We start from the raw sequence: 12445 nt of genomic DNA, 5'->3' as shown, positions 1-12445 counted from the left end.
TAACCCGTCCCGCCGAAGCCTGCCGCCGAAAATCGGGCACCGATTTATGTCTCGCCGATCAATCGACCTAAATCGGCGGCCTGAAACGGGAAGGCGGCGTGCCCGAAGGCCGGCCCTCAGTGCTCGTCTTCGCTGGCCGTCGCCGGTTCTGCCGCGCGCGGCGTGCCGCGTTCGGACGGATCGCGGCCGATTTCGGCCTTCAGCGTCATCAGGTCGATGAAGTGGTCCGACTGGCGGCGCAGGTCGTCGGCGATCATCGGCGGCTGGGTGGCCATCGTCGAGACGACCGAGACCTTGCGGCCCTTGCGCTGCAGCGCCTCGACCAGCGTGGTGAAATCGCCGTCGCCGGAGAAAAGCACGAGATGATCGACCGTCTCGGCCTGTTCCATCGCGTCGATGGCAAGCTCGATGTCCATGTTGCCCTTGACCTTGCGGCGGCCCATGGAGTCGGTGAATTCCTTCGCCGGCTTGGTGACGACCTTGTAGCCGTTATAGTCCAGCCAGTCGATCAGCGGGCGGATCGAGGAATATTCCTGGTCCTCGATGAGGGCGGTGTAATAATAGGCGCGCAGCAGGTAGCCGCGCTTCTGGAAGGCTTTCAGGAGCTTGCGATAATCGATGTCGAAGCCGAGGCTCTTGGAAGCGGCGTAGAGATTGGCGCCATCGATGAAAAGGGCAATTTTCTCGCGCGGGTCGAACATTTCGATATCCTTACGTCAAATATAATCAACATTGGCAATCGGCAATCAAAACAATACCTTGCCTCTCAAGATATGATCACAACTTTACATTATGAAATGATCATATAAAAATCTATCTAGGGCATCGTTTGGTGCAATCCAAGCAGCCTGCGGTTGAAATGTGGTGTAGAGCGTCTCTTTTCCGGCCTCCATTTTTGGGCTTCATGGGGTGTCGGCACGAAAAACTTGAATTTGCCGTCCATTGCCTGTATCGCACCCGTCAATCCCACGCATTCAAGATCGCAAAGGACAGGCAATGGCCCGTGTCACCGTTGAAGATTGCATCGACAAAGTCGAGAACCGCTTCGAACTCGTTCTGCTCGCGAGCCACCGCGCCCGCCAGATTTCCCAGGGCGCGCCGATCACCATCGATCGCGACAAGGACAAGAACCCGGTCGTGGCGCTGCGCGAAATCGCTGACGAGACGCTCTCGCCCGACGACCTGAAGGAAGATCTGATCCATTCGCTGCAGAAGCACGTCGAAGTCGACGAGCCCGAGCAGGAGCCGAGCTCGATGCTCGCCAATTCCGGCACGGCCGGCAAGGGCGACGAAGAGGACGAGCTGCCCGAAACGCTGACCTTCGACCAGATGTCGGAAGAAGATCTTCTGGCCGGTATCGAAGGCCTCGTGCCGCCGGAAAAGAGCGACGATTACTAATCGTCAACAGATCGGACTTTAGTCTGTTTCTGACTGTAGGATGATTGTGCGCCAGTCGATGCGACTGGCGCGCTTTTTCGTTTGTGGAGACGAGTGGAATGATGCGGCAATACGAGCTCGTGGAGCGGGTGCAGAAATACAAGCCCGACGCCAACGAAGCTCTGCTCAACAAGGCCTATGTCTATGCCATGCAGAAGCACGGCAAGCAGACACGCGCCAGCGGGGACCCCTATATCTCCCACCCGCTCGAAGTTGCCGCCATCCTCACCGACATGCATCTCGACGAATCGACGATCGCGGTGGCACTCCTCCACGACACGATCGAGGATACCTCGGCCACCCGTGGCGAGATCGACGAATTGTTCGGTGAAGACATCGGCCGCCTGGTCGAGGGCCTGACCAAGATCAAGAAGCTCGACCTCGTCACCAAGAAGGCGAAGCAGGCGGAAAACCTGCGCAAGCTCCTGCTCGCCATTTCCGACGATGTCCGCGTTCTGCTGGTCAAGCTCGCCGACCGCCTGCATAACATGCGCACGCTCGAACACATGCGCGACGACAAGCGCGCCCGCATCTCCGAGGAGACGATGGAAATCTATGCGCCGCTCGCCGGCCGCATGGGTATGCAGGACATGCGCGACGAGCTGGAGGACCTGTCCTTCCGCTACATGAACCCCGAAGCCTACGAGACCGTGACCAACCGTCTCTCGGAGCTCTCGACCCGCAACGAAGGCCTGATCACCAAGATCGAGGACGAGCTGCGCGATCTCCTGGTGGCAAACGGCCTGCTCAACCCATCGGTCAAGGGCCGGCAGAAGAAGCCTTACTCCGTCTTCCGCAAGATGCAGTCTAAGTCGCTCTCTTTCGAGCAACTCTCCGACGTCTACGGCTTTCGCATTCTCGTCGACGACATTCCCGGCTGCTACCGCGCGCTCGGTATCGTGCATTCGCGCTGGCGCGTCGTGCCCGGCCGCTTCAAGGACTATATCTCGACGCCGAAGCAGAATGACTACCGCTCGATCCACACCACGATCGTCGGCCCGTCGCGCCAGCGTATCGAGCTGCAGATCCGCACGCGGCGCATGCACGAGATCGCCGAATTCGGCATTGCTGCCCACACCCTCTACAAGGATGGCGAGAACGGCGAGGCGAACGAGCCGCTGCAGCGCGAAAGCAATGCCTATTCCTGGCTCCGCCACACCATCGAGGCGCTGGCGGAAGGCGACAACCCGGAAGAATTCCTGGAACACACGAAGCTCGAACTCTTCCAGGACCAGGTCTTCTGCTTCACGCCCAAGGGTAAGCTGATCGCGCTGCCGCGCGGCGCCACCCCCATCGACTTCGCCTATGCCGTGCACACCAATGTCGGCGACACCTGCGTCGGCGCCAAGATCAATGGCTCGATCATGCCGCTCGTCACCCGTCTGTCGAATGGCGACGAAGTCGAGATCATCCGCTCGGGCGTGCAGGTCCCGCCCGCCGCCTGGGAAGAGATCGTCGTCACCGGCAAGGCCCGCGCCGCCATCCGCCGCGCCACCCGCATGGCGATCCGCAAGCAATATGCCGGCCTCGGCCAGCGCATCCTGGAGCGCACCTTCGAGCGCGCCGGCAAAATCTTCTCCAAGGACACGCTGCGGCCGGCGCTGCATCGCCTCGGCCAGCGCGACGTGGAAGACGCGATCGCCTCCGTCGGTCGCGGCGAGACGTCCTCTCTCGATGTTCTCCGAGCCGTCTTCCCCGATTATCAGGACGAACGCGTCACGGTGAAGCCCTCCTCGGACGACGGCTGGTTCGCGATGAACAGTGCCAATGGCATGGTTTTCAAGATCCCCGGTCCCGCCCATCCGAAGGGCGATGTGCCGACGGCCGGCGATGGTCCGGAGCCGCTGCCGATTCGTGGTCTCTCGGGCAATGCGGAGGTGCATTTCGCCCCGGCCGGTGCCGTTCCTGGTGACCGGATCGTCGGCATCATGGAAGACGGCAAGGGCATCACCATCTATCCGATCCAGGCTTCCGCCCTGCAGCGCTTCGAAAACGAGCCGGAGCGCTGGATCGACGTGCGCTGGGATCTCGACGAGGCCAACAAGTCGCGATTCGTCGCGCGCATCCTGATCAATGCGCTGAACGAGCCGGGCACGCTGGCGACCGTCGCGCAGTGCATCGCCCGCCTTGATATCAACATCCGCGTCCTCAACATGATCCGCATCGCGACCGACTTCACCGAAATGGGGATCGATCTCGAGGTCTGGGATCTGCGCCAATTGAGCCAGTTGCTGAGCGAGCTGAAGGAACTCGACTGCATCTCGACGGTGAAGAGGGTCTATGACTGACCGGCATTTCGGCGAGGGCGGGAATAACTCGCCCCGCCGCTCGAAAGCCGGGCGTTCTGCCTCTCTTTTGATCACGATCCTGCCTAAATCGTAAACCTCAACCCCTTCGCTATGCGTATGATGCATGGCTGGCTTCAGTTCTTGTCTCTGGTGGATTGTGCGCCGCACCATTATCTTCGGATCAACAGATGAAGAGAAAGAACCGAGGATAAAACGATGTTTACTCCGATCCGCAAATTCGCCCGCGCCCTTCGCGTCCCGACCGTTGCAGAGCGTGAAATGAGCTATCTGAACGGCGCCCGCGATCTCGTCGACCTGGAATACCGCCAGCGGGAAATCGACCGTGGCATGTTCCGCCGCGGCTGATGTGCCGACCGACCAGATCTGGTCCATGCTGTGACGCCGGTTGAATGCCGGCGTCTTTGCTTTTTGGCGAGCATGTGAGCCGCTTTTTCTTGCCGAAACCATCCCGGATCAACTACATATCCCGCATGCTGTTTCGACGACGCCAACCGATTTCCTACCTGACAAAGTTGCGTGAGCTTTTGTGGCCGCGTCGTGGCTTCCTCCGATCATTTCAGTATCTGAGCAAACGCATCCTGCGCCTGTCGGCGACGCCGCATGCCATTGCGGCAGGAGTTGCCGCCGGTGTCCTGTCCTCATGGACACCGTTCATCGGGCTGCACTTCCTGCTCGCATTTGCCGTTGCCTACCTGATCGCGGGGAATATGGTCGCCGCTGCCCTAGGCACGGCCTTCGGGAATCCCGTGACCTTTCCGTTCATCTGGGCAGCAACCTGGGAGGTGGGGCACCGGTTGATCGGCAAGGGCAGTCCGACCACTCAAAGTGTCGATCTGGAAAAGAGATTCTCGATCGGCGCGATCGAATCCATGTGGCAGCCGATCTTGAAACCAATGCTCATAGGCGCAATCCCGCTCGCCGCCGTGAGTGGCGTCATCGTCTATTGCGTGATCTATTTCACCGTGGCGAAGTTCCAGACGCGGCGTCGGGAACGTCTCGCCGAACGGGCGCGTGCCCGGCTGGCCGAAGCTCTCCAGGGATCGAGCATCTGACATGATCATCGGCATCGGCAGCGACCTCATCGACATCAGACGGATTGAGAAATCGATCGAGAAATTCGGCGAAAAATTCACCGAGCGCTGCTTCACGCAAGAGGAGCAGACCCGCTCGAACGGCCGCAAGGACTGCGCCGCCTCCTATGCCAAGCGGTTCGCCGCCAAAGAAGCCATGGCCAAAGCGCTCGGCACCGGCATCGCCGAAGGCGTCTTCTGGAAGGAGATGGGTGTGGTCAACCTGCCCAATGGCAAGCCCGGACTCGAGCTGACCGGTGGGGCGGCAAAATGCCTGCAACGCCTTCTGCCACCTGGGCATGTCGCCCAGATCCATCTCACCATCACCGACGAATTCCCCTATGCCCAGGCATTCGTCATCGTTGAGGCCCTGCCGGAAAGCCGCTGAGTTGACTGGTCGCGCTGGTCGAGGGTGCTACGCGGTTGCCGCGCTCGCCCGAACCGACTAGAGAGAGCAGGATTTTCGCAAGAAGGAAGAGATCCGCGTGAGCGAAGAAAAGAAGCAAAGTGCCCTTTGGGAAAACGTCAAGGTCATCATCCAGGCCCTGCTCCTGGCCATGGTGATCCGGACTGTGTTCTTTCAGCCCTTCACGATTCCATCAGGCTCGATGATGCCGACGCTGCTCGTCGGCGATTACATCTTCGTCAACAAGTTCTCCTACGGCTATTCGAAGTATTCGCTGCCGTTCTCACCGAACCTCTTCGAGGGACGCATCTTCGCGAGCGAGCCGGAGCGCGGCGACATCGCCGTATTCCGTTTCCCGCCGAATCCGAGCATCGATTACATCAAGCGAATCGTCGGCCTGCCAGGCGACCGTATCCAGGTGATCGGCGGCGTGCTGCAGGTCAACGGCCAGCCGGTGCCGAAGATCCAGGACGGTGTCTTCACCTCCGACTACCGCATGGATCCGGGCACGGATGTGCCGGTCTTCCGCGAAACGCTGGAAAACGGCGTGAGCTATGACACGCTCGACCAGGCCCAGGGTACGCGCGGTGACGACACGCGCGAATTCATCGTGCCGGAAGGCCATTATTTCGCGATGGGCGACAACCGCGACAACTCGCTCGACAGCCGCTTCGACGTCGGCTTCGTGCCGGCCGAGAACCTGATCGGCAAGGCCTCGCTGATCTTCTTCTCGCTCGGCAACGACACCTCGTTCCGCGAAGTCTGGAAGTGGCCGGCCAACATGCGTTGGGATCGCCTGTTCAAGGTGGTCGAATGACGAACAAGAAGGCGGACGGCGAACAGGATTGGACGCAGCTCGAAGCTGCGATCGGCCACACATTCGCCGACCGCGACCGCCTGATACGGGCGCTGACCCATTCCAGCGCCCAGGTCTCGCGGGTCAAGAAGGGCGATTACGAACGGCTTGAGTTCTTAGGCGACCGGGTGCTCGGCCTCTGCGTCGCGGAAATGCTGTTCACCACCTTCCGTGACGCGACCGAGGGTGAACTCTCGGTCCGCTTCAACCAGCTGGTCAGCGCCGAGGCCTGTGCCTCCGTCGCCGACGAAATGGAGCTGCACCGCTTCATCCGCACCGGTTCTGACGTGAAGAAGATCACCGCCAAGAACATGCTGAACGTGCGCGCCGACGTGGTCGAAAGCCTGATCGCGGCGATCTATCTGGAAGCAGGATTGGAGGCCGCTCGCGGCTTCATCCTGAAATACTGGAAGGGCCGCGCGGCCCATGCCGATGGCGCCCGCCGCGACGCCAAGACTGAATTGCAGGAATGGACGCATGCCCGGTTTGGCAAGCCGCCCATATACAAGGTTGCCGAACGCTCCGGTCCGGATCATGATCCCCGCTTCACGGTGATCGTCGAAATCCCTGGCCTGAAGCCGGAACTCGGCATCGATCGTTCCAAGCGTGCCGCCGAGCAGGTGGCCGCGACCAAGATTCTCGAACGCGAAGGCGTCTGGCCCAAGGCCTCCGACGCCAACTGATTGGACACCATGACCGAAACTGAAAGCCATGACGGCGGCGAAGCCGTCGTCGCCACCCCGACCCGATCCGGCTTCGTTGCTCTGATCGGCCCGACCAATGCCGGCAAGTCGACCCTGGTCAACCGCTTCGTTGGTGCCAAGGTGTCGATCGTCAGCCACAAGGTGCAGACGACCCGTGCGGTCATGCGCGGCATCGCGATCCACAAGAACGCCCAGATCGTGTTCATGGACACGCCCGGCATCTTCAAGCCGCGCCGCAAGCTCGACCGCGCCATGGTGACCTCGGCCTGGGGCGGCGCCAAGGATGCCGACATCATCCTGCTTTTGATCGACAGCGAACGGGGACTGCGCGGTGACGCAGACGCGATCCTCGAGGCGCTGAAGGATGTGCCGCAGCCGAAGATCCTGGTCCTGAACAAGATCGACCGGGTGCGCCACGAGGACCTCTTCACGCTGGCCGAGAAGGCCAACGAAGCGGTCAAGTTCGACCGCACCTTTATGATCTCGGCCACGACAGGCTCGGGCTGCGACGACATCATGGACTATCTGGCAGAGACTTTCCCGGAGGGCCCCTGGTATTATCCGGAGGATCAGATCTCCGACTTGCCGATGCGCCAGCTCGCAGCCGAAATCACCCGCGAAAAGCTGTTCCTGCGCCTGCATCAGGAGCTTCCCTATTCCTCGCATGTCGAGACCGAAAGCTGGGAAGAGCGCAAGGATGGCTCTGTTCGCATCGAGCAGGTCATCTATGTCGAGCGCGACAGCCAGAAGAAGATCGTGCTCGGCAAGAACGGCGATGCGATCAAGGCGATCTCGACGGCCTCCCGCAAGGAGATGTCCGAGATCCTCGAACAGCCGGTGCATCTCTTCCTCTTCGTCAAGGTGCGCGAGAACTGGGGCAACGACCCCGAGCGCTTCCGCGAAATGGGCCTCGAATTCCCCCGCGACTGAATGTGATTGCGCGAAGGGCGCTCAGCCCTTCGCCACACGTCTGGCGACGAAATCCGATATTGTCGGTCCGATCAGGATGATCAGGATCAGCCGCATGGTCTGCAGCGCCATGATGAAGGACATATCGACTGGCGTGGTCGCCGCGATGATCGCGATCGAATCGAGCCCGCCGGGGCTGGTCGCGAGATAGGCGGTCAGCGGGTCTATGCCATGCAATGACCAGAGCAGGAAGGCGAGCCCGCCGCTGAACGCCATCAGGACCAGGATCGAGCCGACGATCTGGGGCAGGGCGCTCGCCGCATGCCGCAAAATCCGACGCGTGAATGACAACCCTATCCTCCAGCCGATGACGCCATAACCGAGCGCCAGCAGCCATTCGGGCAGTTGCAGCGTAATGTAACCCATCACATGCAGCACTGTCGTGACGACGAGCGGCAGGAGCATGGTCCCGGCCGGCATCCTGAGCCATGCGCCGACAGATGCGGCGGCAAGCGCTGCAGCGAGTGTGAGCCCGAGATCGAGCCAGTCCGTCTCCGGAAACCAGACGATTGCTTGCGCCGCACCACCCTCAATGTTGAACACGAAGGCCGCCATCAGCGAGGCGCCGGTCGCGACGAAGGCGACCCGCAGATACTGCATGAAGGCGACGAGCCGTGGATCGCCGCCATGCGCCTCGGCCATCAATACCATGGCGGAGGCCGCCCCCGCCGACGTTCCCCAGATGGCGGTGGTGCCGGGCAGGATCTCGGCTCTCGCCATGAAATAGCCGAGCAGGCTGCTCGCCGCGATGATGGACAGCACCACCGAAAGGAAGATCGGCCAGTCCTCGGCGACGGTCGAAAGCGTGCCGAGATCGATGGAGCGTGCGATGATGCAGCCGATCAGCGAATGGGCGAAGATGTAGGGGTAGCGGTGAACAGAGAGCCGCGCGCCGTTTGTCGCGACGAGGATCGCTGCGACCATGGGGCCGAGCAGGAGGGCGCCCGGGATATGCGCGAGGAAAAGGCCGCCGGAGATTGCGAAGGAGAGGCCAAGGAGAACCGCCCAACGGAGGATCGCGGGGAGTGGTGTCAGTAAGCCGGGCTGAGGCGGCTGGCTGGCCGTTGATGCCGGTGAGACGACAGCATCGGCAACGCCTTCCGGGTCGGCTTGCGTCAGCGTCTCGGGATCCTGGTCCGAAGCCATGTGCGTCTCCGTCCTTCGTCTGAGATCCGTTTCCGGGAAAGTTCTGGACGAAAGCGTGATTTCATCAAATAAATGAGGCGCACCTCACAATCGAGTTTTATGAGAATGACCTCGCAAAAGTCAAGTTCGGCGGCGCCCCAACCGGCTCCTGCTCCGACCGCCAAGGAGCCGAAGCGCAAGCGCGGCATCGCCCGGGTGGCCAAGCTTCTCGACGCGGGTGCTGCCGTATTCGCCGAGCAGGGCTACAAGGCCGCGACCATGACCGAGATCGCCGCCCGCGCGAGTGCGCCGATCGGCTCGCTTTACCAGTTCTTCCCGAACAAGGACGTGCTGGCTGACGCATTGATCGCCCGTTATGCCGAGCATGTCGAGGCGGCGCTGGATCGTATCAAGGCGGAAGCTCCTGAATTGGACGGAATGCAACTCGGTGACCGCCTGCTCGATGTTCTCGTCACCCATGCAACGGAACGTAGCCTGGCGCTGAGCCTCCTCGATGCGCGCTGGGAGCAGCCCGGCGTGCGCCCCGGCCTCCTGCGAGAGGGTTTGCGACGCCGGATCGCCGAAATTCTCACGGTCTGGCGTCCGGCTATGACCGAAGACGAGGCACAGGCCATGGCTGTGGTTCTGCTGCAGGCGATGAAGTCTCTCGTGCAATTGCATGAAGAGAAACGTTATCCCGGCAAGGCCGAGGCGATTGCGCAGTGGCGCGGCTGGGTCCAGCGCTACCTCGGCGAAATCTGATTGTGTCGCTGAAAACCCTCGCTCTCCCAAGTGCTCTGCGATAGAACCCGATCATGCAATGGACAGACGAGGCGATCCTTCTCGGGGTGCGGCGGCATGGCGAAACAAGCGTCATCGCCGAGATGATGACGCGCAGCCGTGGACGGCATCTGGGCATGGTGCGCTCCGGCCGATCCCGGACCATGCAGCCGGTGCTACAGCCCGGCAACCGTCTCGAAGTCACCTGGCGCGCCCGTCTCGATGAACATTTGGGCGAATACAGGATCGAGCCGCTTGTGCTGCGGGCAGGGCGGCTGATGGAAAGTGCGACAGCCGTCTATGGCGTCCAGGCCCTCGGGTCGCTGCTGCGCCTCTTGCCCGAACGCGATCCGCACCCGCATCTCTTCGAGGCACTCGATGTGATCCTTGACCATCTGGAGGATCCGGCGACGGCCGGCGAACTCTTCATCCGCTTCGAACTGGCGCTGCTGAACGATCTCGGATTCGGGCTGGACCTGGAGCAATGCGCGGCGACCGGGCTTCGCAATGATCTGGCCTATGTCTCGCCGAAATCGGGCAGGGCCGTGAGCCGCGAGGCGGGCGCCCCCTGGGCGGACAAGATGCTGTCGTTACCGGATTTCCTCGCCCCCGGGACAAACCGGGCGGCCGATCCCGAGAGCCTGGCTGCTGCCTTCCGGCTCACATCCTATTTTCTCGATCGGCATGTCTACGTGCCGCGGGGGCTGGAGCCCGGCGCGGCACGGGATGGATTTTGTCAGGCGGCGTTGAAGACCTTGCGGTCGCTGGAAGCGACCGGCGAATTGGCGGCGCCGAAGAACACGGCCTGATCCTCGGGCGCGGATTTCGCCATGTGCTGGTGAATGGCCAACTGCAATTCGCCGACGCTGCGATAGACGCCGCCATCCAGGTCGATGACTGGATACTTGACGGCGATGAACTTGACCCGATCTCCGTCGGGTATGGTGATCCCAACCGGAACCCCGGCATATTCGATGACTTGCTTCTTCATAACGAATGTCCCCGCTCGTGCACATGTGGCACGGCGCTGTTTCAATAGTCGTTTGTGGATGTCAGGCTTGGTGCTGCGTCACATTCGACAGGAGCAGGCGGTATGGCGTTTCGCCACCACGAGGAACGGGGTCGTCTGCCAGGATCGGATGGCATCAAGAAATACAACTTGCATTTCGCTGACCTCCTTCTTTGGCTGCGGCCTCTAAAGTTGAGGCCGATCATGGTTCGTCGTCAGTGTCCGAACCAGCTCGCACAAGGTAGGTGCTGGCTCGGAATCCGTCAACGGGCGACAGACGAAAAATAAAATAATTTTCTGTGACAGTCTCTGTCAGCTGAAAACATAGGAATTTTGATCCGGCATAGAAGAATTGCCGAAATATGATCTCACTTTTGGCAAAATTACGCCGCGGCGATGGCTGGTCGTTCGACCGCTTTTTCGCTGATCGGCCAATGCACCACTGCCGCGAAGATCCCGAGCGCCACACCCAGCCACCAGACCTGATCGTAGGTTCCGAACTGATCGTAGAGATAGCCGCCCATCCACACGCCGAGGAAGGAGCCGAGCTGGTGGGAGAGGAAGACGAGTCCGCCGAGCAAGCCGAGATGGCGCGTGCCGAACATGATGGCGACGAGCCCGTTGGTCGGAGGCACGGTGGAAAGCCAGAGCAGGCCCATCACGGCGGCGAAGATCACAACCGATGCTGGCGTCTGCGGCAACAGCAGGAAGAGCGTCACCGTGATCGAGCGGCCGATATAGATATAGGCGAGGAAATAAGGCTTCGAATAGCGTTGCCCGATCCAGCCGGCAGCCAGCGACCCGATGATGTTGAAGAAGCCGATCAGCGCCATGGCGATGACAGCATAGCTGGCCTCGATTCCGATATCACCGAGATAGGCCGGGAAGTGGGCAGTGATGAAGGCGACCTGGAAGCCACAGACGAAGAAGCCGGTGGTGAGCAGAAGATAGCTCTTGTGCGCGAAGGCCTCCTTCAGCGCCTCACCGATCGTCTGCTTGTACTGGTTTCCCGATTGCGTGCCCGACTGGGCGTTGCCACGCAGCGGGAAGGCGAGCAGCGGCACGACCAGCATCATGACCGCGATGATGACGAGACTGTCCGACCAACCGAATGCCGAGATGAAACCCTGGCTGAGCGGCGCAAACAGGAACATGCCGGCAGAGCCCGCAGCAGTGCCGATACCGAATGCCATCGACCGCTGCTCCGGCGTGACATTGCGGGCGAAGGCCGAAAGGATGACGCTGAAGGATCCTGCGCCGATGGCGGTTCCGATCAGCACGCCGCCACCAATATGCAGCCAGATCGGCGCATTCGCAAAGGCCATCATCACCAGGCCCGCGGCATAGAGGACGCCCGACATGACAAGCACGCGTCCGGTCCCGTATTTGTCGGCAAGCGCCCCGAAGAAGGGCTGGCTCACCCCCCAGAAGAGGTTCTGGAAGGCCATGGCAAGGCCGAAGGTCGAGCGATCCCAGCCTCGATCAGCCAGCATCGGCAGCTGGAAAAAGCCCATGGCCGATCGCGGCCCGAAGGTCATCACCGCGATCAGCGATCCCGCGAGAATGATGAGCCAGGGCATGGCGGGACGGCTGGTGGTCGTCATGGGGGATTCTCCTGTGTCGATCACACATTAGTGCAGTCGATTGATGAGCAGAAACGCCTTTTGATGAACTGGCCATCAAGCGATTTGATGGATGTCAGGTGGGTTGGCATTGCGCCTCAGGCGCAGTCCCTTCCGGTTGCCCTGATAAGCCCCTCTCCCCGCTTGCGGGGAGAGGG

Annotated in this window: 13 protein-coding genes and 1 pseudogene; 10 read left to right on the top strand and 4 right to left on the bottom strand. The window is 61.2% G+C overall.

Features of this window, described 5'->3' with window-relative positions; genetic code table 11:
• Window positions 1-116: 116 nt before the first annotated feature.
• Entirely contained in the window at window positions 117-701 is a 585-nt protein-coding gene (locus E9677_RS14705; RefSeq protein WP_136558808.1) for a LabA-like NYN domain-containing protein, read from the bottom strand.
• Between the two features lie 295 nt (window positions 702-996).
• On the opposite strand from E9677_RS14705, the gene rpoZ reads away from it, so the two are divergent.
• From rpoZ to era, 8 genes are all read left to right on the top strand, one after another.
• Window positions 997-1398: a DNA-directed RNA polymerase subunit omega gene (rpoZ, locus tag E9677_RS14700; RefSeq protein WP_136558807.1), complete on the top strand. Its 402-nt coding sequence runs from the start codon at window positions 997-999 to the stop codon at window positions 1396-1398.
• Window positions 1399-1496: 98 nt separating this feature from the next.
• Window positions 1497-3725, top strand: a complete 2229-nt coding sequence (locus E9677_RS14695; protein ID WP_136558806.1) for a RelA/SpoT family protein — start codon at window positions 1497-1499, stop codon at window positions 3723-3725.
• 216 nt (window positions 3726-3941) lie between these two features.
• Window positions 3942-4091: a DUF3563 family protein gene (locus E9677_RS14690; RefSeq protein ID WP_069041758.1), complete on the top strand. Its 150-nt coding sequence runs from the start codon at window positions 3942-3944 to the stop codon at window positions 4089-4091.
• Between the two features lie 125 nt (window positions 4092-4216).
• Window positions 4217-4798 (top strand): DUF2062 domain-containing protein, encoded by a 582-nt coding sequence (locus E9677_RS14685; RefSeq protein ID WP_136559070.1) that lies wholly within the window; start codon window positions 4217-4219, stop codon window positions 4796-4798.
• Window position 4799: 1 nt separating this feature from the next.
• Window positions 4800-5204: a holo-ACP synthase gene (acpS, locus tag E9677_RS14680; RefSeq protein ID WP_136558805.1), complete on the top strand. Its 405-nt coding sequence runs from the start codon at window positions 4800-4802 to the stop codon at window positions 5202-5204.
• 97 nt (window positions 5205-5301) lie between these two features.
• A complete protein-coding gene (gene lepB / locus E9677_RS14675) occupies window positions 5302-6039 on the top strand; it encodes a signal peptidase I (protein ID WP_136558804.1) in 738 nt (245 codons plus the stop codon).
• Complete coding sequence (gene rnc, locus E9677_RS14670; protein WP_136558803.1) at window positions 6036-6761, top strand: ribonuclease III; 726 nt, start codon at window positions 6036-6038, stop codon at window positions 6759-6761. Before lepB ends, rnc begins: the two co-directional genes overlap by 4 nt.
• A gap of 9 nt (window positions 6762-6770) precedes the next feature.
• Window positions 6771-7712, top strand: coding sequence for a GTPase Era (era, locus tag E9677_RS14665; RefSeq protein WP_136558802.1), 942 nt, complete (start codon window positions 6771-6773; stop codon window positions 7710-7712).
• Between the two features lie 21 nt (window positions 7713-7733).
• Here the strand turns inward: era and E9677_RS14660 are convergent, their stop codons facing one another.
• Window positions 7734-8897 carry an AbrB family transcriptional regulator gene (locus E9677_RS14660; RefSeq protein WP_235882959.1) on the bottom strand — a complete coding sequence of 388 codons (1164 nt, stop codon included), beginning with the start codon at window positions 8895-8897 and terminating at the stop codon, window positions 7734-7736.
• 105 nt (window positions 8898-9002) lie between these two features.
• On the opposite strand from E9677_RS14660, the gene E9677_RS14655 reads away from it, so the two are divergent.
• Window positions 9003-9638: a TetR/AcrR family transcriptional regulator gene (locus tag E9677_RS14655; RefSeq protein ID WP_235882958.1), complete on the top strand. Its 636-nt coding sequence runs from the start codon at window positions 9003-9005 to the stop codon at window positions 9636-9638.
• 53 nt (window positions 9639-9691) lie between these two features.
• Window positions 9692-10465, top strand: coding sequence for a DNA repair protein RecO (gene recO / locus E9677_RS14650; RefSeq protein WP_136558800.1), 774 nt, complete (start codon window positions 9692-9694; stop codon window positions 10463-10465).
• Between the two features lie 2 nt (window positions 10466-10467).
• Here recO and E9677_RS14645 read toward each other — a convergent pair.
• Both E9677_RS14645 and E9677_RS14640 read right to left on the bottom strand, forming a co-directional pair.
• Window positions 10468-10647, bottom strand: a pseudogene (locus tag E9677_RS14645) (hypothetical protein); the annotation flags it as partial.
• A gap of 401 nt (window positions 10648-11048) precedes the next feature.
• Window positions 11049-12269 carry an MFS transporter gene (locus tag E9677_RS14640; RefSeq protein ID WP_136558798.1) on the bottom strand — a complete coding sequence of 407 codons (1221 nt, stop codon included), beginning with the start codon at window positions 12267-12269 and terminating at the stop codon, window positions 11049-11051.
• Between the last annotated feature and the right edge of the window lie 176 nt (window positions 12270-12445).

Source organism: Peteryoungia rhizophila, assembly GCF_004912145.1.
Taxonomy (GTDB): Bacteria; Pseudomonadota; Alphaproteobacteria; order Rhizobiales; family Rhizobiaceae; genus Allorhizobium; species Allorhizobium rhizophilum.
This window is presented reverse-complemented; position numbering and strand designations above follow the sequence as displayed.

Excerpts from the sequence above, each read along its gene's own strand:
- E9677_RS14640 (WP_136558798.1), bottom strand. The coding sequence starts at position 12,269 with ATGACGACCACCAGCCGTCCCGCCATGCCCTGGCTCATCATTCTCGCG.
- era (WP_136558802.1), top strand. The coding sequence starts at position 6,771 with ATGACCGAAACTGAAAGCCATGACGGCGGCGAAGCCGTCGTCGCCACC.
- E9677_RS14655 (WP_235882958.1), top strand. The coding sequence starts at position 9,003 with ATGACCTCGCAAAAGTCAAGTTCGGCGGCGCCCCAACCGGCTCCTGCT.
- rpoZ (WP_136558807.1), top strand. The coding sequence starts at position 997 with ATGGCCCGTGTCACCGTTGAAGATTGCATCGACAAAGTCGAGAACCGC.
- E9677_RS14660 (WP_235882959.1), bottom strand. The coding sequence starts at position 8,897 with ATGGCTTCGGACCAGGATCCCGAGACGCTGACGCAAGCCGACCCGGAA.
- E9677_RS14695 (WP_136558806.1), top strand. The coding sequence starts at position 1,497 with ATGATGCGGCAATACGAGCTCGTGGAGCGGGTGCAGAAATACAAGCCC.
- rnc (WP_136558803.1), top strand. The coding sequence starts at position 6,036 with ATGACGAACAAGAAGGCGGACGGCGAACAGGATTGGACGCAGCTCGAA.
- E9677_RS14705 (WP_136558808.1), bottom strand. The coding sequence starts at position 701 with ATGTTCGACCCGCGCGAGAAAATTGCCCTTTTCATCGATGGCGCCAAT.
- acpS (WP_136558805.1), top strand. The coding sequence starts at position 4,800 with ATGATCATCGGCATCGGCAGCGACCTCATCGACATCAGACGGATTGAG.
- E9677_RS14690 (WP_069041758.1), top strand. The coding sequence starts at position 3,942 with ATGTTTACTCCGATCCGCAAATTCGCCCGCGCCCTTCGCGTCCCGACC.
- E9677_RS14685 (WP_136559070.1), top strand. The coding sequence starts at position 4,217 with ATGCTGTTTCGACGACGCCAACCGATTTCCTACCTGACAAAGTTGCGT.
- recO (WP_136558800.1), top strand. The coding sequence starts at position 9,692 with ATGCAATGGACAGACGAGGCGATCCTTCTCGGGGTGCGGCGGCATGGC.